Origin of the sequence: Taibaiella sp. KBW10 (assembly GCF_003852495.1) — a bacterium.
In the GTDB taxonomy this organism is placed as follows: Bacteria; Bacteroidota; Bacteroidia; order Chitinophagales; family Chitinophagaceae; genus Edaphocola.
This window is the reverse complement of sequence record NZ_QAJI01000001.1, coordinates 63,314-87,643: the sequence shown is the minus strand read 5'-3', so window position 1 is coordinate 87,643 and position 24,330 is coordinate 63,314. Positions and strand designations below refer to the sequence as shown.

At 39.6% G+C, this 24,330-nt stretch carries 17 protein-coding genes; 7 read left to right on the top strand and 10 right to left on the bottom strand.

Annotated features, from left to right (window positions below; translation table 11 throughout):
* Positions 1 to 40: 40 nt before the first annotated feature.
* On the bottom strand, positions 41 to 805 hold the full coding sequence (locus tag DBR32_RS00375; RefSeq protein WP_124634303.1) for an outer membrane beta-barrel protein: 765 nt from the start codon (positions 803 to 805) through the stop codon (positions 41 to 43).
* 35 nt (positions 806 to 840) lie between these two features.
* Entirely contained in the window at positions 841 to 1,578 is a 738-nt protein-coding gene (gene ubiE, locus DBR32_RS00370) for a bifunctional demethylmenaquinone methyltransferase/2-methoxy-6-polyprenyl-1,4-benzoquinol methylase UbiE (protein ID WP_124634302.1), read from the bottom strand.
* A 350-nt stretch (positions 1,579 to 1,928) separates the two neighbouring features.
* On the opposite strand from ubiE, the gene DBR32_RS00365 reads away from it, so the two are divergent.
* Positions 1,929 to 5,513 carry a T9SS type A sorting domain-containing protein gene (locus DBR32_RS00365; protein WP_124634301.1) on the top strand — a complete coding sequence of 1,195 codons (3,585 nt, stop codon included), beginning with the start codon at positions 1,929 to 1,931 and terminating at the stop codon, positions 5,511 to 5,513.
* 84 nt (positions 5,514 to 5,597) lie between these two features.
* On the opposite strand, the gene DBR32_RS00360 is transcribed toward DBR32_RS00365, so the two are convergent.
* A complete protein-coding gene (locus DBR32_RS00360; RefSeq protein ID WP_124634300.1) occupies positions 5,598 to 6,095 on the bottom strand; it encodes a GNAT family N-acetyltransferase in 498 nt (165 codons plus the stop codon).
* 300 nt (positions 6,096 to 6,395) lie between these two features.
* Here DBR32_RS00360 and rpoB point away from each other — a divergent pair, with 300 nt between their 5' ends.
* The 6 genes from rpoB to DBR32_RS00330 all read left to right on the top strand — a co-directional run bounded on the left by rpoB (position 6,396) and on the right by DBR32_RS00330 (position 17,947).
* Positions 6,396 to 10,229 carry a DNA-directed RNA polymerase subunit beta gene (gene rpoB, locus DBR32_RS00355; RefSeq protein WP_124634299.1) on the top strand — a complete coding sequence of 1,278 codons (3,834 nt, stop codon included), beginning with the start codon at positions 6,396 to 6,398 and terminating at the stop codon, positions 10,227 to 10,229.
* Positions 10,230 to 10,259: 30 nt separating this feature from the next.
* Positions 10,260 to 11,003: a glycosyltransferase family 2 protein gene (locus DBR32_RS00350; RefSeq protein ID WP_124634298.1), complete on the top strand. Its 744-nt coding sequence runs from the start codon at positions 10,260 to 10,262 to the stop codon at positions 11,001 to 11,003.
* Between the two features lie 16 nt (positions 11,004 to 11,019).
* On the top strand, positions 11,020 to 11,601 hold the full coding sequence (locus DBR32_RS00345; protein WP_124634297.1) for a hypothetical protein: 582 nt from the start codon (positions 11,020 to 11,022) through the stop codon (positions 11,599 to 11,601).
* A 27-nt stretch (positions 11,602 to 11,628) separates the two neighbouring features.
* Positions 11,629 to 12,993, top strand: a complete 1,365-nt coding sequence (locus DBR32_RS00340) for a hypothetical protein (protein ID WP_124634296.1) — start codon at positions 11,629 to 11,631, stop codon at positions 12,991 to 12,993.
* A 24-nt stretch (positions 12,994 to 13,017) separates the two neighbouring features.
* Positions 13,018 to 17,340 carry a DNA-directed RNA polymerase subunit beta' gene (gene rpoC, locus DBR32_RS00335; protein WP_124634295.1) on the top strand — a complete coding sequence of 1,441 codons (4,323 nt, stop codon included), beginning with the start codon at positions 13,018 to 13,020 and terminating at the stop codon, positions 17,338 to 17,340.
* A gap of 184 nt (positions 17,341 to 17,524) precedes the next feature.
* Positions 17,525 to 17,947, top strand: a complete 423-nt coding sequence (locus DBR32_RS00330) for a hypothetical protein (RefSeq protein ID WP_124634294.1) — start codon at positions 17,525 to 17,527, stop codon at positions 17,945 to 17,947.
* A 326-nt stretch (positions 17,948 to 18,273) separates the two neighbouring features.
* On the opposite strand, the gene hisIE is transcribed toward DBR32_RS00330, so the two are convergent.
* Genes hisIE through hisD form a run of 7 tightly spaced genes read right to left on the bottom strand, consistent with a single transcriptional unit; the run spans position 18,274 to position 24,295 of the window.
* Positions 18,274 to 18,861, bottom strand: coding sequence for a bifunctional phosphoribosyl-AMP cyclohydrolase/phosphoribosyl-ATP diphosphatase HisIE (gene hisIE / locus DBR32_RS00325; protein WP_124634293.1), 588 nt, complete (start codon positions 18,859 to 18,861; stop codon positions 18,274 to 18,276).
* Positions 18,858 to 19,613 (bottom strand): imidazole glycerol phosphate synthase subunit HisF, encoded by a 756-nt coding sequence (gene hisF / locus DBR32_RS00320; RefSeq protein ID WP_124634292.1) that lies wholly within the window; start codon positions 19,611 to 19,613, stop codon positions 18,858 to 18,860. The genes hisIE and hisF overlap by 4 nt, the downstream gene beginning before the upstream one ends.
* On the bottom strand, positions 19,607 to 20,320 hold the full coding sequence (hisA, locus tag DBR32_RS00315; RefSeq protein WP_124634291.1) for a 1-(5-phosphoribosyl)-5-[(5-phosphoribosylamino)methylideneamino]imidazole-4-carboxamide isomerase: 714 nt from the start codon (positions 20,318 to 20,320) through the stop codon (positions 19,607 to 19,609). The genes hisF and hisA overlap by 7 nt, the downstream gene beginning before the upstream one ends.
* Positions 20,317 to 20,895, bottom strand: coding sequence for an imidazole glycerol phosphate synthase subunit HisH (hisH, locus tag DBR32_RS00310; RefSeq protein ID WP_124634290.1), 579 nt, complete (start codon positions 20,893 to 20,895; stop codon positions 20,317 to 20,319). Before hisH ends, hisA begins: the two co-directional genes overlap by 4 nt.
* The gene (gene hisB, locus DBR32_RS00305) at positions 20,892 to 21,983 is read right to left on the bottom strand and encodes a bifunctional histidinol-phosphatase/imidazoleglycerol-phosphate dehydratase HisB (protein WP_124634289.1); all 1,092 of its coding nucleotides are present in this window, start codon (positions 21,981 to 21,983) and stop codon (positions 20,892 to 20,894) included. Before hisB ends, hisH begins: the two co-directional genes overlap by 4 nt.
* Positions 21,976 to 23,013 carry a histidinol-phosphate transaminase gene (gene hisC / locus DBR32_RS00300; protein ID WP_124634288.1) on the bottom strand — a complete coding sequence of 346 codons (1,038 nt, stop codon included), beginning with the start codon at positions 23,011 to 23,013 and terminating at the stop codon, positions 21,976 to 21,978. The genes hisB and hisC overlap by 8 nt, the downstream gene beginning before the upstream one ends.
* Complete coding sequence (gene hisD, locus DBR32_RS00295; protein WP_124634287.1) at positions 23,006 to 24,295, bottom strand: histidinol dehydrogenase; 1,290 nt, start codon at positions 24,293 to 24,295, stop codon at positions 23,006 to 23,008. The genes hisC and hisD overlap by 8 nt, the downstream gene beginning before the upstream one ends.
* Between the last annotated feature and the right edge of the window lie 35 nt (positions 24,296 to 24,330).

Here is a 24,330-nt window from a genome sequence, read left to right as displayed (position 1 = left end):
ACATTGGGTTATGATTATTTGTTACGCTTATATAAAAAGTTTATCCCTGTACCTGGATCGAAAAAGTGATCATTCGGGTATTCATCCGGTCAATGGTATTAGACAGCGGAATGGTATTATCCGGGAAATGTTCATTCAGTAAACCCTGTCCGATTTTGATCTCGGGAGAGAAAATAAAATTGGGGTAGAACAACTCAATACCAAAACCTACTTCTGCAGAAATGTCGATTGGTTTTACCCTCAGCAACTCGTCCGATCTGCGGGAACGGGCATTAGAAGCCATGTCATAATCGAAGCGGCCACCAAGTAAGCCATAGAACCTGAAGTTGTGTATACGGTCACTTTTAAACTTTAACTGAAGCGGTAGCTGGCCGTATATGGATTCGATTTTTTTGTTCTCAATAATATTGCTTTTGCTGATCGTTTGTATGCCTTTTTCGGCAAACACTACAGCGGGTACAAAGCGAAGATCTATGAATTTGCTCACCCTTAAGGTACCCATAAGCCCAATGTGAAAACCCGGTCCCCATTTGGGTTGTACGACTTTAAAGGTATCGGAAGTGCTGAAAAAATCGGTATTCCTGATTTTAAATGCAGAAGCATTGGCCCCAAAGGTTAAGCCGAAGTAATATAATTTACTATCATGCTCCTCCATGTTCATGACCTTACCCTGTGCATGATTGACATAAGGCAAAGCGGCTATGGCTGCGGCAGCCAAGAGCGCCGGCTTTAGAATACGTTTGGTTATAGAACGGATGTTAATATGCATGGTTGAGGTATAATCCTTATTAGAAACGGGTGCCATAAGGGCTTTATTGTGTTGGTGAAAATAAGCCTTTCTTATTTCTCTGCCGTATATAGTGTTGTAATACCAAAGGTTAAAGGCTGTGCTTTCACATTTTTAAAGCCACATTTCAGCAAAATATCTGTAAATGCTTTGCCTTCCGGAAACGCGGCAACACTTTGGGGCAGATAGGTATAAGCGGTAGCATCTTTTGATACCGCTTTTCCTACTGTCGGTAAGATATATTTAAAATAGAGTTTATAAATCTGGCTGAAGGGGAATCGTTTTGGATGTGAAAATTCTAAAATAGCCATCCTCCCCTCAGTTCTTAATACCCGGTGCATTTGGGTTAACCCTTTTTCCAGATGTTCAAAATTGCGTACACCATATGCGCAGGTAATCGCGTCAAAAGCATTATCTTCAAAGGGTAGATTTTCACTATCCCCATACATCAGCTGGATTTTATCGTTAAGCTTTTTGTCCGTCATTTTTTGTTTTCCTACCGCCAGCATACCTTCCGAAATATCAACACCGGTTACTTTATCAGGGTGTATCTCCAGACAAGCGATTGCAAAATCACCCGTACCGGTTGCCACGTCCAGTATTTGCTTAGGTTGTATCGGTTGTATCGATTTAATAGCCTTTCTTCTCCATCCTTTATCAATACCCATAGATAGTAAATGATTCAGGAAGTCATATTTGCCGGCAATCCGGTCAAACATACCGGCAACTTGTTCTTTCTTATTTAAATCCGATTCGGGTAGCGGTACGACCACTTTTCTAGTATTATCCATAATGAAGGCACAAAGATATTATATGAAATATAAATAGTAATAAAAAAATATAGTAAGGTTGTATGTGGAAAATGATTATTCGAAAATTGAATTAATCTCTTCATTCGGAATAACCTCATAATAACATATTGTGCTATGTATGGGAAAATAAATGGTATGTTAATGAATTGATTTAGTTGTATGTACACATTTTTAAATATAGATTGATGCTTTATGGTTTTTTTATTTAAAATAAAATAAATGTTATTGATCATATATATGTAAAGTGATTTGTTCTTTTTGTAACCATTTGATAGACTGATTATTAGCTAATCAATTGTTTTAAGTTGCGCCCAAATTGGAATGAAATCATGAAAAAACGTTTATTAAAATCTTTTTTACCCATTTTACTCCTGAATGGTTTAGGTACGGCCTATAGTCAATGTCCTGCTTCCATAACCGGAGTGAATGTGAGTACGACGGCTGCCAATTGTCCTTCTACGGGCACAGCAACTATTGCCAGCAATTTAAATTCGGTAGTTACGGCAACCTATACCATTACAGCAGGCCCTGTAGGCGCTCCGGTAAATGTACCGCAATCTTCCAGGGTTTTCAACGCCTTACCGGCAGGAAACTACACCGTAAAACTCTCCTGCGATGGTACTTTGCAAAACACAACATTTACGATTGCAGACAACTACCCAAACATTACTGCCGTCAATACAAGTGTAACCACTAATTGTGGTACCGGAAGTTTTGCACCCGGAGGTACGATTTCCGTGAATAACGTTAACGGCGGCTCGGGAACACTCCGTTATAAAATAGTAAAAACAGATGATCAGAATTTCCCTGAATCACAAGGAACCTATGGTACCGTGACCACTTTTAATGTAAGTGCTTACGGAAACTATCAGGTTCGTGTTATTGATCAGTGTAACCAATATTTCACCCAACAGGTGTCTTTACAGCCCGACTTAAGTCCTATTATCATGACATGGGCCGGTGTTGACGGTGATCTGGTCAGCTGTAGCCCCGATAGTGCCCATATTTTTGGATTTGATATTACTACGGTGCCTGCTAATAACATTGCCAATAAGGGTGATTATTTTAATGCAGGAGGTTTTAAACTGGCCGTTTGGGAGCAACCGGCTAATGGTTCCTGCCCTTCCTCATCGGCCGGCCTTGGGGCTCCTTTATACGAAACAACCGTTACCTCAGACAATATTACCTTCCCGATAGTGCCTTCCGGGAAATATGTGCTGCGGTTGATCTCTCCTTGCGGCGATACAACCGTTCGCTGTTCCGACATGGCCTGGCAATTACAGCGGAGCATATGGGGAGCGCCTACTGCCATGGGTTGCGCCGGCAATGCAAGTAATCCTGCTGCTGAATCTATTAGCGGAGAGATGAGCTTTATGAATTATCCGGTCAAAGTATATGTGATCAAAAGCAGTACCGGTGTAAAGATTGATTCACTCATCCGGTATACTGCCGATTATACTTTTAGTAACCTACCCCAGGATGAATACATTATCAGGGCGGTAGATGCCTGCGGTAATATAGTGTCTGCAAATATTCCGAACCCCGTAAATGTAGGCCCTGCAGATATTGACTATATTTATGATATCGCTTATCAGTGTATCAATAATCAGGGTAATACGCAAACGGGTACCCGGCAGATGGAGATTGCATTTAAAGGATTTATTCCCGATATGACCAATGCGGTTGTTACGATTATCAGTGGTCCGAGTAATGTCGGTATAAATGGCTGGGAGCATGCTACCAAGCAAAATACCTTTTACTGGAATAATATGCTGCCCGGCAACTATCTGGTAAAAATCACGACAGGTTGTGCCAATGATACCCTTCCGTTTTCTTTTACGCCCGGCATCACTTTAGCACAAAATATTTCGGTTGTGTCCACATCTTTTTGTAGTGGCGGGGGCAACGTATTTGCTACAACAGACTATAATGGTTCTTATCCGACCTTTTTTGTTTTACAAAACCTGACGACCAATGCACTTGTAGATTCTAACAGTTCCGGTAATTTTACGAATATCCCTCCCGGCAATTACAGAGTGAAATTGAAGGTGCAAAACTATTGTGGTAATGCTTATTATCCGACCGCCAGTGATTTAACCATTACACCTTCTACCGGGCCGGAAATTATCAAAAGAGTAGGGGTCGCTTGTGAAGATGTTTCGGGTAATCCGACAACCGGCTCGGCATACCTGACTTTGGCAGGCCCAACACCCCGGTTAATTGAATATAAGCCAACATCTTCAAGTACCTGGATCACCCTAACCAATAGCAATGTAAGTAATGATACGATGATCGGCAATTTGCTGGTAGGGCAGGCTTACGATGTGCGTGTTACAGCCTGTGGTATTGCCAAAACAACACAGGTCGTGATCGAACAATTGTCGCAAATCAATTTAAATGGTTCTGCTCAGCCTTGTCTTAATACAGCTTATACTTTGTCTTTGCCAGATTATTCGGGTGCTACCTATGAGTGGAGAAATCCTTCCGGTGTTGTGATTACTAACGCGAAAGATTATTTTATTGCCAGTTATAATACTTCGTATGACGGTACCTACACCGCAACCATAAGTTGGAACGGATGTGTAACCCGTACGCTCTCTTACAGCATTTATGGTAATCTTTGCGGTCAAACGACGACTTCTGTAAATGTAAGTGGAAATGTATTTCACGATCCGAATGGTCTGTCTGATAGTATGGTGAATGGCACTGGTATTGGGCTTGCTTCAGGGCAACAGATCTATGCTTCCATGATCAAAAATGGTGTAATTATAGCATCTACACCGGTTGCTGCTAACGGAACATACGATTTTAAAGGCGTTCCTGCCGGAGACTATTCTGTTACTATTTCTACCAATGCCTTAGGTAGTATCACAACCAATTTTCCTACGGCTTTCGGTTGGGTAAATACCGGAGAGCATCTGGGATTGCCAACCCTTAATGGAAATGATGGTACTGTGAATGGTAATCTGGCTTTTACCGTAGCTATGACAAACGTAACGAATGTCAATTTCGCTATCGAACAGAGACCAGTAAGCTATAATGAAGTCAAACATGTAACCGGTGCGCCCATAGCAGTTTCCCTGAATGACGTGCCTCTGGAAGGATCAGATGCAGATGCCATAAATGGCGCTCCTGCAACTCAAGCTAACTGGTCCACATATACCGCTACTATAGAGACGTTACCTACTAACGGGTTTGTATTGACCTATAACGGTGCAACAGTGGTCGCAGGACAAATAATTCAAAATTATAATCCTGCTTTGTTAAGTATTGCGCCAGGTGCGACTACTCCGGGTGGAACGAATAGCACTTCCTTTACCTATACCGTTACCGATCAGGCAGGTGTAAAATCCATACCGACCACATATACCGTAACCTTTACCACACCTTTGCCGGTCGATCTGGCAGATTTTGCGGCAAAAGCGATAAACGATTGCAGTATATCGGTAACATGGAATACTTTGTCGGAGCGTAACGTTAAGCATTTTGTGTTGCAAAGAAGTGCTGATGCGCAAACCTTTGCTAATATAGCAACGATCAATGCCAAGGGCCTCGCATCGAACTATCATTATATGGATCAAAGAGCGATTACCGGCCGTAACTATTACAGAATAAAAATTGTGGATAACGATGCTGCGGTTGCTTATGGTCCTACGGCCAGTGTGGCGACGAGTTGTGATGGAAAAGGAGCAATTAGTGTGTATCCTACCGTAACAGCAAACGAAGTATTTGTGTCCGGATTGGTAAAAGGAAATACCATCAGGGTTTATAATGCGATCGGACAATTGATGATAACCCAATCTGCCGATCAGGAGTTGGAACAAATACACTTAAATACACTTCCTTCCGGTATCTATCATTTCGTGATTTTAAGTGCAAGCGAAGCGATTAAAGTGAAGGTGGTAAAACCGTAAAATAAAATACACTCATACCTATTTATAAAACCAATGATTAAACAGGGTTGCTATTACAGCAGCCCTGTTTTTTTATCGTAAGGATCATTTCAATTTTTTTCCGAGTATCATTAGGCTTCTATTGCCTTGGGGCATATGAGCAATCTCTGGAAATAAGCCCCATGTTTCAAATCCGAAATGCTGAAACAGCCGGATACTGGCTTCGTTATGGGCAAATATGAAGCCCATCAGGTTTTGTATGGCTAAGCCCGGTGCTAGCTCAATAAGCGTTGCTAAAGCCATTTTTCCATAGCCCTTGCCTTGGTGTTTATTACTGATATATAAGCTTATTTCCACCGTATTCCGGTAAGCAGGGCGGCCATAAAAATTACTAAGGCTTAACCAACCTACGGATTGTGCTTCCTCGTTCTTGAGGATCCATACCGGACGGTTGCTTTTTTGATGTTGGGCAAACCATATTTCCCGTTCCTCCATAGGTAAATTTTGGGTGTCTGCAGTGGCTAAACCTGCCGGAATACTCTCATTGTAGGTATCATTGATAAAAGCTAAGTTGTCTTTTTGTGCTTCTTGAAAGGTAATCATGGTTATAAAAATGAAAAATTTAACAATAAATTATATAAAATTTAGTTAAATGATATGTATTTGTGAATTTGTTAACACAATAAAATGTTAAAGTTTTGAAATATTAAAATTTATTGCAAAAAATTGGTGATTTCGGCTTATGGCTGTATCTTTGCAGTCCTTTTTAAACAAAGGGAAACGTACGTGCCGTATCAACTTGATCAAAAAAACTATTAAATTTTTATTGTAAAACCTGTTCAAAGGAGTTTTTTCTTTGGAGAGGATTTTTCTGTTTATATCCATAAATTGGTTTAGATTACTATGTCGAAACAATTAAAACGCACACAATCGGGTCGTGTAAACTTTGCGAAGATACACGATGTAGCGGATACGCCCGATTTGTTGGCTATTCAGCTACAGTCATTCCAGGACTTTTTTCAATTGGAAACCACGCCGGACAAACGTGATAATGAAGGCTTGTTCCGTGTATTTAAGGAAAACTTTCCGATTACAGATACGCGTAACATTTTCGTATTAGAGTTCCTGGATTATTTCATTGATCCGCCACGCTATACGATTGAAGAGTGTATGGACCGTGGGCTTACCTATTCTGTACCTTTAAAAGCTAAATTGCGTCTTAGTTGTAATGACGAAGAGCACGTTGATTTTGAAACCATCGTACAAGATGTGTTTTTGGGTAATATCCCGTATATGACTCCTCAGGGTACTTTCCTGATTAATGGAGCCGAGCGTGTGGTTGTATCTCAATTGCACCGTTCTCCGGGTGTATTCTTCGGACAAAGTACGCACCCTAATGGTACCAAAATATATTCTGCCCGTGTAATTCCTTTCAAAGGCGCATGGATGGAGTTTGCTACCGATATTAATAACGTGATGTATGCCTACATCGATCGTAAGAAGAAATTCCCGGTAACTACTTTATTGCGTTCTATCGGTTTTGAAAACGATAAAGACATCCTGAACTTATTCGGAATGGCTGATGAGGTAAAAGCAGAACGTAAAGCTTTACAGGCCAATATCGGCCGTCGTTTGGCGGAGCGTGTATTGCGTACCTGGACAGAAGATTTCGTAGATGAGGATACAGGTGAAGTAGTGTCTATCGAGCGTAACGAGGTGATCTTGGAGCGTGATAGCATTCTGGATGAAGAGTATATCGATTCTATCCTGGAAATGGGCGTAGAGTCTATTTATATTCAGAAAGAAGAATTAAGCGGTGATTATTCTATCATCTATAATACCTTAAATAAAGATACTTCTAACTCAGAATTAGAAGCGGTTCAACACATCTACCGTCAATTAAGAGGTAGTGATGCACCGGATGATGAAACAGCGCGCGGTATTATCGAAAAATTATTCTTCTCTGACAAGCGTTATGATTTGGGCGAAGTAGGTCGCTACAAAATCAATCGTAAACTGGAGATGGACCTGAGCAATACTAAAAAAGTATTGAGCAAAGAAGATATCATTGCCATCATTAAATATTTAGTACGCTTATCGAATGGTAAAGCAGAGATCGATGATATTGATCACTTGAGCAACCGTCGTGTACGTACCGTAGGAGAGCAATTATATGCACAGTTCGGTGTAGGTTTGAGCCGTATGGCCCGTACCATCCGTGAGCGTATGAATGTTCGGGATAACGAGGTATTCACGCCGATCGATTTGATTAATGCACGGACTTTAAGTTCTGTAATCAACTCTTTCTTCGGTACTTCTCAGTTATCTCAATTCTTAGACCAAACCAATCCATTGTCCGAAATTACGCACAAACGTCGTATTTCCGCGCTCGGACCAGGTGGTCTGTCTCGTGAGAGAGCCGGTTTCGAGGTACGTGATGTTCACTATTCTCACTACGGTCGTCTGTGTACGATTGAAACACCGGAAGGTCCTAACATCGGTTTGATTTCTACTTTGTGTGTACACGCAAAAATCAACGATATGGGCTTTATCGAAACACCTTATCGTAAAGTGGATAATGGTAGAGTAGATTTGAAAAATGAAATTTACCTGAGTGCAGAAGAAGAAGATGATAAGAAAATTGCACAGGCGAATGTGCCTTTGGATGATAAAGGTAATTTCATAGAAGATAAAATTAAATCACGTGAAACGGGTGACTTCCCAATCTTAGACAGAGAAGAAGTACAATTCATGGATGTGGCACCTAACCAAATTGTAGGTTTGTCTGCTTCCCTGATTCCGTTCTTAGAGCATGATGATGCCAACCGTGCCTTGATGGGTTCGAACATGCAACGTCAGGCCGTACCATTGATCCGTCCTCAGGCGCCGATCGTAGGTACTGGTTTGGAAGCAAAAGCAGCTCGTGATGCACGTACACAAATTCATGCAGAAGGTACAGGGGTTATCGAGTATGTTGATGCGAATGAAATTCACGTTCGCTATGACAGAACCGAGAAACAACGTTTGGTATCTTTTGAAGGTGATTTGAAAATATACACCTTAATCAAATACCGTAAAACCAACCAAAGTACTTCTATTACTTTAAAACCCGCAGTACGCAAAGGCCAGAAAGTAGTTTCGGGCGACTTCTTAACAGAAGGATATGCAACACAAAAAGGGGAATTGGCTTTGGGGCGTAACCTGAAAGTGGCGTTCATGCCTTGGAAAGGATACAACTTTGAGGATGCGATTGTGATCAACGAAAAAGTGGTTCGGGAAGATTTATTTACCTCTATTCACGTAGATGAATATGAATTGGAAGTACGGGCAACTAAATTAGGAGAAGAAGAATTAACCGCAGATATTCCGAATATTTCTGAAGAGGCCACTAAAGACCTGGATGAGCATGGTATTATCCGTATTGGTGCGCATGTAAAGGAAGGCGATATCATGATCGGTAAGATTACTCCAAAAGGAGAATCTGATCCTACTCCGGAAGAGAAATTGTTGCGTGCAATCTTCGGTGATAAAGCCGGTGATGCAAAAGATGCTTCTCTGAAAGCGCCACCAAGTACTGATGGGGTGATCATTGGAAAACAATTGTTCCAAAGAGCGAAAAAAGATAAAGCACAGAAATTAAGAGAGAAAACCGATTTGGATAAAATCGAAAAAGTACACCAGGATAATACTGAAGACATCAAGAAATTGTTGTTGGAAAAACTTCAGGTGTTATTGGCCGATAAAGCTTCTGCCGGGGTAACCAATACTTACGGAGAACCCGTAATCAGTAAAGGTGGTAAGTTCTCTTCTAAAGTATTGAACTCTGTAGATTTCCAAAGTGTAAATCCATTAGGATGGACCAATGAGGAAGAAACAGATGACCTGGTAAACCAATTGTTGCATAACTACAACATCAAATACAACGAAGAATTAGGTCGTTACAAACGTGAGAAATTCAACTTGTCTATTGGTGATGAATTACCAACAGGAGTATTGAAACTGGCTAAAGTATACATGGCGATTAAGCGTAAGCTGAAAGTGGGTGATAAAATGGCGGGTCGTCACGGTAACAAAGGTATCGTTTCCAGAATTGTACGTGCAGAAGATATGCCGTTCTTAGAAGACGGTACACCGGTAGATATCGTATTGAATCCACTAGGGGTACCTTCCCGTATGAACTTGGGTCAAATCTATGAAACGATCTTAGGATGGGCCGGAGAGAAATTGGGCTTAAGTTTTGCAACGCCAATCTTTGACGGTGCTTCTCAAGACGAGATTAAAGGATTGATCGAAGAGGCTGGTTTACCGACCTTCGGACATACTTATCTGTATGATGGGGAAACCGGAGAGCGTTTTGACCAAAAAGCAACAGTAGGTATTATCTATATGATCAAACTACACCATATGGTTGATGATAAAATGCACGCGCGTTCTATCGGGCCATACTCTCTGATCACGCAACAACCATTGGGTGGTAAAGCTCAGTTCGGTGGTCAGCGTTTCGGTGAGATGGAGGTTTGGGCATTGGAAGCTTATGGTGCGTCTAACATCTTACAGGAATTATTAACCATCAAATCGGATGATATTGTAGGTCGTGCGAAAACATATGAAGCCATCGTTAAAGGTGATAATATACCTAAAGCAGGTACACCTGAGTCCTTCAATGTATTGATTCACGAGTTAAGAGGTTTAGGTCTCGAACTTACATTTGATACCAATGAAAATAGTAAAAACTAAAAAAACTATTATTCATTAATTATCTCTGATATGTATAAAGGAAAAAAAATTGTTGTGGTTTTACCGGCATATAATGCCGGTAAAACCTTATACAAGACATATAATGAGATTGACTTTGATATTGTAGACGAAGTAATATTAGTCGATGATGCCAGTAAAGACAACACCGTCTCTTTGGCAGAAGAGCTGGGTATTAAGCATATTGTGCGGCATGAACAGAACAAGGGTTATGGTGGAAATCAGAAATCCTGTTACGAAAAAGCGATTGAACTGAATGCTGATATTGTTGTGATGCTACACCCCGACTATCAATATACTCCTTTGCTGTTAAACTCGATCGTATCATTAATTGGGAGTGGACTGTACAAAGTAGTCATGGCCTCCAGGATATTAGGAAAAGGTGCTTTGAATGGCGGTATGCCTTACTACAAGTATTTTTTCAACAGAGCATTGACGAGTGCGCAGAATATCTTGATGAATCAAAAGTTGTCGGAATATCATACAGGATACAGAGCATTTGATATTGAAGTATTGAAGAATATTCCTTTTCAGAAAAACTCAGATGATTTTGTTTTTGACAATGAAATGATCGGGCAAATATTTTTTGCCGGATATGAGATTGCAGAGATTACCTGCCCAACCAAATATTTTGAAGAGGCGTCTTCTATTAACTTTAGCAGAAGCGTGAAGTATGGTCTTGGTGTATTAAGAGTCTCTTTACAGTATAGGTTGCAAAAGTGGGGCTTGGGTAAATTTGACTATTTGAAAAAGTAATTAAAGGAACAACGGAATGGCCGACAAAAACAATAAGAAAAAAGGATCAAAGAATCCTGTGATAAATCCTGTAAAACCGGGTGCTACAACAGGTACCACAGTTGTTGGGCAAGATGTTTCGATCAGAGCTAAAAAAATCACGGCATTTATCGCGAGCATTGTTTTGTTATATATAGCAAAACAAATGAATGCGCCGTTTTTGCCTGAAAGGATAGGGAACTACTGGAATGATTTTAAGGAAGAGCGTTTAGAACTGGATGAGGAGAAAAGGATGCAAATGAGAAACGGAGCGAGTTATGTATTCAGTAAGGATATCGCAACAATGCTCAAAAATGCTCGTGTAGATAGTAATGACGTGATCTTAATGCCTTCAACTTCATATCTTCAGGCGGCAGGTCTGGATTATCATGTACCGGAACCTCCTATTTTTTATTATTTTACCGGAGTTAAAACCACTTGGCATGGTTATGATATGACCATAATGCCTAAATGGTATTGCCGTTACCAAAATAAGAGTTTTTATCTTGATAAAATTCAGGACAAAAAACAGTTGGATTCAATTTTAGCGATTTTAAAACCTTACCCTACTGCACTATAAATGGAATTATTAAAAATTATATCATTCTTGATCCTGCAATTCGTTACAGGTTTTGGTATTTTAAGTTCATTTAAACTGAACGTAAAACCATGGATGGCAATTGCGCTTTCTATATTATTAGGAGTGGCCCTTACGGCTTTAGTATTATTGATTCCTATATTCCTGCGTTTAGATTTAAACGGAGGTGTTTTTGCGGTGGTGCTTACTATTACGGCCCTGTTATCCAATATTACTTCTTTTAGAACCAAGTTTGGAAACTACAAAAATCTGTTTACATCCGGACTCTTTAAGCGCATCAAATTGGCTGAAATACCGGCTATATTATTTATTGCATTCTTGTTTTTTATCAGTGCATGGCGCTGTTATTATTACCCCTCATATTCTAGAGATTTACTCTCCGGGCCAGAGGTTATAGCAGAATATGCGGTAAGAGAACACAAAATTGATAATTCGCTCTTTACCGTAAATATGGAATCGACGAACAATCAATTTAAATCGCCATTTATTATTACCCTGCAGATGCTATACAAATTCGCAGGATTTAAATTTGGTCAGGTTTGGTTGATCTCTATTGTACTGGGCTTTCTGATGTTTTTGTACCAGGCACTTGCCCGAAATATTCATCCGGTCCTGGCTGGTGTTTTGTTGTTTTGGTTTATGTGTATCCCGGAAATGTATGCGTATAGCTTTATGATCTTGTTTGATTACAGTAATGCCGTTTACTTTTCGGTGGCGGTTTACCTCTTACTTGATCATGGAAGAGAAGGCAATAGGTACATATTTTTGTCCGCTATATTCTTTGCCTTGGCCACGTATATTCGTACTGAAACACTTGTATTGATACCATTTTTAGGAGCGTTTTATTTTATTTCTGCGCTATGGTCCAAAAAAGATACTTGGGCTAATGTGTTGAAGCAAGTGGCAATCATTATGGTGCCGTCTGTACTTATTTATTTTATTACCGGATCGTTTTACCTGAACAATTACATTCCGCAGGAGTATGATATATCAGGTTTGATGAACAAAAATCTTGGAGATCTTTCTCCATTCTTTACCAGATTTTCAGAGATTTTTAATGAGATGCTTTTTGGTGAAAAAGGAGCCATGTATTTTGGAAACTTCTTCTATCTGTTTATCATCATTGCTATTGCAGATCTCATTTTATATTTCTACTATAAATCAATAAAAAATGTACCAGACTATAATGGATTTAGATGGGTATTGGCCTCTTTCATGCTGTTAGTCGGGATTGCATTTTTAGGATATATATTACCGTTAATGGATTTAGATCATACAACAAAGAGAGCTTTGTTTAAATTCTTCCCGTTATTGTTATTGTACTTTGGGCACAGTATATTATTAAGAAAAGTGACCCAAAAATTAAGTTATTAAAAAAACATTCTAATTTTTATAAAAATGGCAGTAAAAAAAGATAATCGCCCAAAATCGGGTTTTGATAAGATTACGATCAGCCTGGCTTCTCCGGATGCTATTCTGGATCGTTCTTATGGTGAAGTCTTAAAACCTGAAACGATTAACTATCGTACCTACAAGCCGGAGCGTGATGGCTTGTTTTGTGAAAAAATATTTGGTCCTGTAAAGGACTACGAATGTTATTGTGGAAAGTACAAGCGTATCCGTTATAAAGGAATCGTTTGTGACCGTTGTGGAGTGGAAGTTACAGAGAAGAAAGTACGTCGTGAGCGTATGGGTCACTTGAAATTAGTAGTGCCTATCGTACACATATGGTACTTTAAATCTTTGCCAAACAAAATTGGTTATTTATTAGGCTCCAGCTCTAAGAAATTAGAAAGCATCGTATACTATGAAAGATACGTTGTGGTTCAGGCAGGGGAAGCTGAAGAAATGATCCGCCAGAAATTAAGCTTAAAAGACAGCGAAAAAACATATTTGCAACTCTTGTCTGAAGATGAATACTTAGACATTCAAGATGCATTATCTAAAGAAAATCAATACCTGCCCGAAGAAGATGAAAACAAATTCATCGCTAAAATGGGTGCAGAAGCCGTACACGATTTGTTAGGCCGTTTAGATTTAGACTCTTTATCCTACGAATTACGTGCAGCAGCAGCTAACGAAACTTCTCAGCAACGGAAACAAGAAGCTTTAAAGCGCTTGAGCGTTGTAGAAGCCTTCCGTGATGCAAATACCCGTATCGAAAATAAACCGGAGTGGATGGTAATGCAATATTTACCGATTATTCCACCGGAATTGCGTCCTTTAGTACCTTTGGATGGTGGCCGTTTTGCCTCTTCTGATCTGAATGACTTATATCGTCGGGTAATTATTCGTAACAATCGTTTGAAGCGTTTGTTGGAAATCAAAGCACCGGAAGTAATCTTACGTAATGAAAAACGTATGTTACAGGAAGCTGTGGATTCCTTATTTGACAATAGCCGTAAGTCTAATGCCGTAAAAGCAGAAGGTGGCCGTGCACTGAAATCTTTATCAGATGTATTGAAAGGTAAGCAAGGTCGTTTCCGTCAAAACTTATTGGGTAAACGTGTGGATTATTCCGGTCGTTCTGTTATCGTGGTAGGGCCAGAAATGCAATTGCATGAATGTGGTATTCCTAAAGATATGGCTGCCGAGTTATTCAAACCGTTTATCATTCGTAAATTAATTGAAAGAGGTATTGTAAAAACCGTGAAATCTGCTAAGAAATTGGTAGAGCGTAAAGAAGCGGTGGTTTGGGATATCCTGGAAAATGTATTGAAAGGTCACCCGGTTATGTTAAACCGTGCCCCAACACTACACAGATTGTCTATACAGGCCTTCCAACCAAAAATGATTGAAGGTAAAGCAATCCAGTTGCACCCATTAGTGTGTTCTGCGTTCAATGCGGATTTCGATGGTGACCAAATGGCGGTACACGTACCGTTAAGTAATGCGGCCATCTTAGAAGCGCAAATGCTTATGTTAGCTTCTCATAATATCCTTAACCCTCAGAATGGTACGCCAATTACGCTACCGTCTCAGGATATGGTACTGGGTCTTTATTATATCTCTAAAGGTAAAAAGACCAACGAAGAAGAAACAATCAAAGGAGAAGGAATGACTTTCTACAGTGCAGAAGAGGTAATCATCGCACATAATGAAGGTAAAGTTGCCCTGCATGCCTGGATCAGAGTAAAAGCATATGTACGTACTAAAGACGGACAATTAGAATATAAATTGATCGAAACGACTGTAGGTCGCGTATTGTTCAACCAGGTAGTACCTAAAGAGCATGGTTTTGTAAATGCTTTATTGACTAAGAAATCTTTGCGGGAGATCATTGGTGCGATCCTGAAAAATACCAATATTCCAAAAACGGTTAAGTTCCTGGATGATATTAAACAAATTGGTTACCGTACGGCCTTCCGTGGTGGTTTATCGTTTAACATCAATGACCTTACCATTCCTGATATTAAAGAAAAATTAGTAGAAGCCGCTCAGGTAGAAGTAGATGAGGTTTGGGAAAACTATAACATGGGTCTTATTACAAATAATGAGCGTTATAACCAAATCATCGATATCTGGTCTCGTGTGGATACGAGAGTAACCGAAACACTGATCACAGAAATGGCTAATGATAAACAAGGATTCAACTCTGTTTATATGATGCTGGATTCCGGGGCGCGTGGTAGTAAACAACAGGTAAAACAGTTGGCCGGTTTAAGAGGTCTGATGGCGAAACCACGTCGTAGTGGTTCTTCCGGATCAGAGATTATTGAAAACCCGATCTTGTCTAACTTTAAAACAGGTCTGTCCGTATTAGAGTACTTCATCTCTACCCACGGTGCGCGTAAAGGTCTTGCGGATACCGCCCTTAAAACGGCCGATGCGGGTTACCTGACACGTCGTTTGGTGGATGTTGCACAGGATGTGGTTATCAACACCGCAGATTGTGGTACCTTACGTGGCTTGGCTACCTCTGCATTAAAAGATAATGAAGAGATCGTAGAACCATTGTTTGACCGTATCTTGGGTCGTACTTCATTACATGATGTATACCACCCGCATACCGATGAGTTAATCGTGACTGCAGGTATCGAAATAGATGAAGATATCGCCAATGCCATTGAAGAAGCAGGTATTGAAACAGTAGAAATCCGTTCCGTATTGACTTGTGAGGCGAAACGTGGAGTGTGTGCGAAATGTTATGGTAAGAACCTTGCTACAGGTTACATGACACAAAAAGGTGATGCAGTAGGTATCATCGCAGCACAATCCATTGGTGAGCCGGGTACACAGTTGACACTTCGTACCTTCCACGTGGGTGGTACAGCAAACTCCTCTGCAATTGAGTCTCAATTGTTGGCGAAGTTTGATGGTACCGTGCAATTTGATGGTCTTCGTACCGTTAAAACCATTACTGAAGAAGGAGAAGAAGGTCAAGTGGTTATCGGACGTACCGGTGAATTGCGTGTTGTAGATGTAGAAGAAGATCGCTTGATGAATACGCATAACATCCCTTACGGTTCTATCCTGAAAGTTAAAAATGGCCAGAAAATCAAGAAAGGTGATGTGATCTGTTCATGGGATCCGTTCAATGCCGTTATCATTTCTGAAATTGACGGTACCGTTGATTTTGAAAACGTTATCGAAGGGGTTACTTACCGTGAAGAAGCGGATGAGCAAACAGGTCACCGTGAAAAAGTGGTTATCGAAACAAAAGATAAAAATAAAATCCCGTCGATCATTATCAATGGTAAAGAGGCAAAAACCTATAACTTACCGGTAGGATCGCACATTGGTATCAGCTTAGGCGATAAAGTGAAGAGTGGTCAGGTATTAGTGAAAATACCACGTGTAATGGGTCGTTCTAAGGATATCACAGGGGGTCTTCCTCGTGTAACGGAATTGTTCGAAGCACGTAACCCTAGCAACCCGGCTGTAGTTGCGGAAATTGATGGTGTAGTAAGCTTTGGTAATATCAAACGTGGTAACCGCGAGATCGTGGTAGAAAGCCGCGAAGGTATGGTTAAAAAATACTTAGTACCATTGACCCGTCAGATTACGGTTCAGGATGGTGACTTTATCAAAGCCGGTAATCCATTATCTGATGGTGCGATTACACCAAGCGATATCCTGGCGATTAAAGGACCAAATGCAGTACAAGAATACTTAGTAAATGAAATTCAGGAAGTTTACCGTTTACAAGGGGTAAAAATCAATGATAAACATATCGAGGTAATTGTACGTCAAATGATGCGTAAAGTAGCCGTTCAGGATCCGGGAGATACACGCTTCCTTGAAGATGATACAGTTGATAAAAACGATATCTTAGACGAAAATGACTGGATATTTGACAAAAAAGTAGTGATGGAAGCCGGTAACTCTGATAAATTCAGCGCCGGACAAATTACCACTTTGCGTGAAATCCGTGAGGAAAACAGCTTATTGCGCAGATCAGATAAGAAACTGGTAGAATACCGTGATGCGGTATCTGCAACCTCTTCTCCATTGCTGCAAGGGATTACCAAAGCATCTTTGGGTGTACCAAGCTGGATTTCAGCGGCTTCGTTCCAGGAAACAACTAAAGTATTGTCTACTGCTGCAATCAACGGTAAATCAGATGAATTAACCGGATTGAAAGAAAACGTAATCACTGGTGGATTAATCCCTGCCGGTACCGGTATGCGTGACTTCAATGACATGATTGTGGGTTCTAAAGAAGAATACGAACTGTTGTTAGCGAATAGAGATGTATTAGAGTTTGACGAAGAAGAGTAATTGGATTCGTTTTATAGATGAAAAAGAGCTGTACATTTATTTGTACAGCTCTTTTTTGTTTTTTATACCGGATAAGGAATTTGCGATCTTGGCCTTCCCGCTTTGAAGCATGTCCCTAGTTTTAGGGACATAGAATATTTAATAGGAATCGTAATATTGTTTAAACTAATTAAACAATATTATAATGAAAAAGAAAGCACTTTTAATCCTTTTTGTAGCCTTTTTTGGCTTCGGTAAGCTTTTTGCCCAACTGGGGAATCCGCCAATTCATGTTCCTGATTTGTCATATTCCTTAACCATCTGCCTCGATGCGATGGATGTCTGTAGACAGGTATCTTGTTCCGGTGGCCAATGTGTTACGGTTCCGGCACACAGCCCCGGAATATATTATGCTAATCCCGGTTCAGGTTGCCTGGCTGGCGCCGGCAGGAACTGTCCCGCCTGGAGGATCAGTTTTACACAAGGCCCCGGTGAATATATTGCAAGTGATGAAGCTACGGATTTTGTGTTACCGCAAGCCATAGGTTGGACAAATATTGGCATTATCGGACCCGGTGGACAATTGTCCTTTATGTGGGATGGCAGCAGCTTTTATATTCAAAATTAAGAATGTCGAAACCCTCCATAGCATAAGTATTGGCGTTTTGGAATACTTATGAATACCGCATTTTGTATCCTTTTTTACTTAAAATATGGTATTGGGTGGTCAGCAAGGCCACCCAATACCATTTTAAGTCTTTGTCTGCTTGAATAAATTGATGAATCAACTATTATTAGTCTGGATAATCCTGCATTGCTGCTTTTTTACTTGATTTTGCTTAGGGATACAGGATGTTTAATAAAGATTACAAAACTGTTTAAGCTGATTGAAATAAAATTATGATAAAATGAAAACACTTTAGTTCTTCTTGAAGCCTTTTACGTAAACGCTCTTTATTGCTCCCTTGATTTCAATACATTTTCGATATCCTCCAAACTGATGTTTTTTGCTTTTAGTAGAAGCAAAAAATGATACAACAAATCAGCTGCCTCATTTTTGAATAAGTCATCATTGTTATCTTTGGCTTCTATGACCAATTCCACTGCTTCTTCGCCCACTTTTTGTGCCACCTTGTTGATGCCTTTTCTATATAATTTGTTGGTGTAGGACGTTTCTGAATTTTTGTCAATTCGTTGGTGAATAGTTTGTTCCAATTGGTACAAAAAACCTTTTGACGTTTCTGTATTAAAACACGAAATCATACCCTTATGACAGGTTGGACCTTCTGCTTTTACCTGAATTAGCAAAGTGTCGTTGTCACAATCCAACTGAATATTCTTTACATGCAGATAATCTCCTGAAGATTCACCCTTTGTCCACAATCGATTTTTGGTTCGACTGAAAAATGTTACTTTTTGTTCCGAAATCGTTTTTTGATAGGCTTCTTCATTCATAAATCCAAGCATCAAAACCTGGAGATTTGTTTCATCTTGGATGATAACGGGCACAAGTCCGTTTGCTTTATTATAATCTATATTCATAATCGTATGTCGATATTTTGTTCTTTTAAAAATTGTTTGAGTGACGGAATGGAAATCTGTTCGTAATGGAAAACACTTGCGGCTAAAGCTCCGGTAGCTTTGGTTTGTTTAAATACATCTGCAAAATGTTGCATCGTACCAGCTCCTCCCGAAGCGATAACAGGGACGGAAACATGTTCAGAAATTTGTTGTGTGATGTCTAATGCAAAACCTGATTTAGTGCCGTCATTATTCATAGAAGTCAGCAAAATCTCACCTGCTCCAAGCGAAACACTTTTTTTAGCCCAATCAACTGCGCCGATCCCGGTAGCGATTTTTCCACCACTTCTGAAGACCATCCATTGGTCATTAACGAATTTGGTGTCAATTGCTAAAACAACACATTGATTTCCGAATTCATGGGCAATTTTAGTTATAAGCTCTGGATCTAGTATAGCAGAAGAATTGATGCTTATCTTATCTGCTCCCGCATTTATAATAGTTTTTGCATCTTCCAAGCTGTTAATTCCTCCGCCAACTGTAAATGGAATATTTATTTGCGCAGCGATGCGTGTAACCAATTCCGAAAGCGTTTTCCGCTTTTCCAGAGTTGCTGAAATATCCAAAAATACCAATTCGTCTGCTCCTTCCAGAACATAACGTTGTGCCAATTCTATAGGATCTCCTGCATCCCGAATGCTTTCAAAATTAATACCCTTTACCGTTCGCCCATCTTTGATATCCAAACATGGGACGATTCTTTTCTTTAGCATAGAAATGAAAGTTCTTTTAACTTGATTGTTCCTTCATAAATCGCTTTTCCAATAATTGCGCCCTCACAACCCATTTCTTTTAATTGAACCACATCGTCCATTGTGGTAATGCCTCCGCTGGCAATAAGATTGATTTTTGATTGAGAAAGAATTTGTTTATATAGTTCAAATGATGGCCCAGCCAACATTCCGTCTTTGTCGATATCGGTTACAATACTGTATGTCGCTCCTTCTTTTTCATATTCCTTGATGAAAGATAATATATCTAAATCGCTGCTTTCTGACCAACCATTGGTTGCAATTTTTCGGTTTTTGCAATCTGCACCCAAAATAATTTTATCTGCTCCGAATCGGTTGAGCCATTCCAACATTAATGTAGATTGCAGGGCTGCGATACTTCCAACCGTTATTTGCTTTGCGCCCTTATTGAAGGCGTTTTCCACATCTTGTAAGGATTTAATTCCTCCCCCAAAATCGATATGTAACTTGGTTTTGGTTGTCAACGTTTCCAAAGTTTTGTAATTGATGATTTGTGTAGCTTTTGCGCCGTCCAAATCCACCAAATGCAAGTATTTGATTCCAAAATCTTCAAACATTTTAGCCACTTCCAAGGGGTTTTCGTTATAGATTTTTTGCTGAGTGTAATCACCCTTTGTCAAACGGACACATTTTCCGTCAATAATATCAATTGCTGGTATGATTCTCATAATTCAAGAAAGTTTTTTAAAATTTGCATTCCTGCATTTGCTGACTTTTCAGGATGAAATTGTGTTGCATAAAAATTGTCTTTTTGCAAAGCAGCACTAAAGGGCAAGATGTAATCGGTTGTAGCAACGGTATCTGAACATAATGCTGCATAGTAACTATGTACAAAATAGCAATCATTTTCAATTGAAATATTACGGAATAGATTTCCTTTTACGGAAGTGAAATTATTCCAACCCATATGTGGAATAAGGTTTTTAGGCGGAAGCTTGAGGACTTTTGTTTTGAATATTCCCAAACCGTCTGTGTCTCCCTCTTCGGAAGACTCACATAAAAGTTGCATTCCCAAACAAATCCCCAAAACCGGTTGATTCAAAGATTTTATGACTGTGTCCAAATTTCTTTCATGCAAATAATTCATAGCCGAACGCGCTTGGCCCACTCCCGGAAAAATTACTTTTTCGGCTGATTGTAAAATCGAAACATCGTCTGAAAGAATGGTTGTGTATCCTAAGCTTTTTACCGCGTTTGCTACCGAAGTAGTGTTTCCTGCATTGTATTTCAAAATAGCTATCATAATGTGCCTTTCGTACTTGGAATGTTATAGTTTTCTGTTTTGTTTGCTGCCATCTTTATTGCTTTTGCAAAGGCTTTGAAAATAGATTCGATTTTGTGGTGTTCATTTGCTCCTTCCGACTTGATGTTCAGATTGCATCGGGCCTGGTCGCTAAACGATTTGAAAAAATGGTAAAACATTTCCGTTGGCATATCCCCGATTTTTTCACGTTTGAATTCGGCTTGCCAAACCAACCAGGGACGACCTCCAAAATCAATTGCCACTTGGGCCAGGCAATCATCCATTGGCAATAAAAAACCGTATCGTTCAATTGCCCTTTTACTTCCCAAAGCTTGTAAAAATGCGTCGCCAAAAGCAATGGCAGTATCTTCAATAGTATGGTGTTCGTCGATTTTTAGATCACCTTTTACCTGAATGCTCAAATCCAGATTACTGTGTTTGGAAATCTGCTCCAACATGTGATCGAAAAACGGCAAACCGGTATCAATGCTCGATTTTCCGCATCCATCCAGATTTACTTCTACCAAAATATCTGTTTCCAGTGTTTTGCGTAGGGTCTTACCTATTCTCGGCTGCGCTTTCAGATAGCGATAAATCTCGTTCCAATCACTTGTGATAATCGTTGCATTTACGGAAATGTCATTACTGAGAAAAATCGATTTTGAGCCCAGATTTTCTGCCAGTGCTACATCAGTTTTTCTATCTCCAATTACGTAAGAATTTTCCAGGTCGTAATTACCGTGAATGTATTTGCCCAACATTCCGGTACGGGGTTTTCGGGTATCTTTATCTTCATGTTCAAAAGAAGCGTCGATGTATATATCCCTGAAAAGGACACCTTCATCTTTCAGGGTTTGAATAACAAAATTCTGTACCGGGTGAAATGTGTTTTCTGGAAAAGAATCCGTTCCTAAGCCGTCCTGATTGCTTACCATAACCAAGTCGAAATCCAGTTCGCGAGCGATTTTAGACAAACTACTAATTGCAAAAGGTAAAAATCCCAGCTTCTCAAAACTATCTATTTGAAAATCCCCGGGTTCTTTAATAATCGTGCCATCTCGATCTATAAATAATACTTTTTTAGCCATTGTTTATTAGTTTTAATTCGTTCAATAATCTTAGGTTTTCTTCTCTTGTTCCGACTGTAATGCGCACACAGTTTGGAACAACTGAATTTCTGTTTCGGATGATGATTTGTTTTTCTATCAATCTGTTGTATAATTGGTTGGCATTATCTACTTCTATCAGTAAAAAATTGGCATCTGAGGGATAGATTTTATGAACGGGTTTTGATATTTGTAGTTCGTTAATGAGCTTGTTTTTTTCTGAAAGAATTTCGTTTCGTTTTTCCTCGTATGCATCAATGTTGCGGAGTGTTTCCAATGCTGTTTCTTGATTGATGGAACTTACATTATAAGGAGCTTTTACCTTGTTGTAATAGGATAAGATCTTTTCGTTCATATATGCAATTCCCAAACGAATTCCTGCCAATCCCCAAGCTTTGCTCAATGTTTGGCTCACAATAAGATTGGGATATTTTTCAATTTTCTCGAGAAAAGAAGGTTCATCGCAAAAATCAATATAAGCCTCATCTACAATCACCACGCCCTTGAAATGCTGTAAGACAAATTCGATGTCTTCCCGGTTTAGTAGATTTCCGGTCGGGTTGTTAGGAGAGCAAATGAAGATTAATTTCAAACTCGGATCGGAAAAATAAGGCGTTACTGTTTTTCTCTCAATTTGAAAATCTTGATTCAAAGAAAGTTTGATAAATTCTATAGCATTGATATTTGCAGACACTTCATACATTCCGTATGTTGGCGTAAATGTTAAAGCCTTGTCTTGATTAGGCTCGCAAAAAATTCGAAAAGCAATATCAATCACTTCATCACTTCCGTTTCCAATAAAAATTTGGCTGGATGAAATGTTTTTTATTATCGACAATCGCTGTTTCAGAGCAGATTGGTACGGATCCGGATAGCGATTGTACCTTCCAAACGGATTTTCATTAGCATCTAAAAAAATGCCTTCTTTTCCTGTATATTCTTCTCTTGCACTCGAATAGGGAGAAAGGTTTAATATGTTTTTTCTGATTAGTTGCGCTATATCCTTATCCATTATTTAATTTTTTAAGACGAATAGAAACTGCATTTTTATGAGCCAATAATCCCTCTGCTTCAGCCATTATCTCAATCGTATTCCCGATATTTTGTAAGCCTTTTGCAGTAATGGTTTGAAAAGTAATTTTCTTTACAAAACTATCTAAAGAGACCCCACTATAGCTTCTGGCATAGCCATTTGTAGGCAAAGTGTGGTTGGTTCCACTGGCATAATCTCCGGCACTTTCGCAAGAATAGTTTCCTAGAAAAACAGAACCTGCATTTTGGATTTTATCAATATACCTTTCCGCTTTTTCTACTGCTAAAATCAAATGTTCGGGGGAGTAGATATTGCTAAATTCTATGCATTCTTCAATCGTATGGAACACCACAGAAAAACTATTTTCTAAAGCTTTGGAAACTAATGCAATTCGAGGTAATTCGGATAATTGTCTTGCGATCGCTTGATTTACTTTCTCAATAAAAAACTCGTTATCCGTTACCAGCACCACCTGACTGTCGCTTCCATGTTCCGCTTGAGATAACAAGTCTGAAGCGACAAAATCGGCATCTGCATTTTGGTCGGCAATTACCAAAACTTCGCTTGGTCCGGCTGGTAAGTCGATGGCAATTCCATTTTTCTGAACCAGTTCCTTGGCTTTAGTTACAAACTGATTTCCCGGTCCGAAAATCTTATCTACCTTTGGGATTGTAGCTGTTCCGTATGCCAGAGCAGCTATTGCCTGAGCACCGCCGACCTTGTAAATTTCATCAATTCCTAAAAATGAAGCGGTGTACAAAATCACCGGATTGATCCTACCTTCCGCATCACATGGTGTACACAGTGCGATGCGTTTACAGCCCGCAATTTTCGCTGGAATTGCTAACATTAAAATAGTTGAAAATAGCGGTGCGGAACCTCCTGGTATGTACAAGCCTACATTTTCTATGGCTACATTTTTTCTCCAACAGCTTACACCTTCCATTGTTTCGACAGGCGTTTCCGATATTTTTTGAGCAGTGTGAAACGTACGAATGTTGTTCGATGCGACTGATATAGCTTGTTTCAATTCGTCGGCAATTGTTGATTTCGCAATTTCAATTTCTGTTAACGTAACTTCTAAATTTTCTAAATTGACTTTATCGAATTGCCATGCAAATTGCCGTAGTGCATCATCTCCCTTTTGCTGTACTGCATTTATAATTTTTTGTACCTTTTCGTCTAAATCTTCAGAACGTAAAACAGGCCGTTTACATAATGATTCCCATTCAGAATTTTGTGGATTGTTGTATTGTTTCATTTTTAATTACGAATTTTGAAGCTGTAATTATGAAT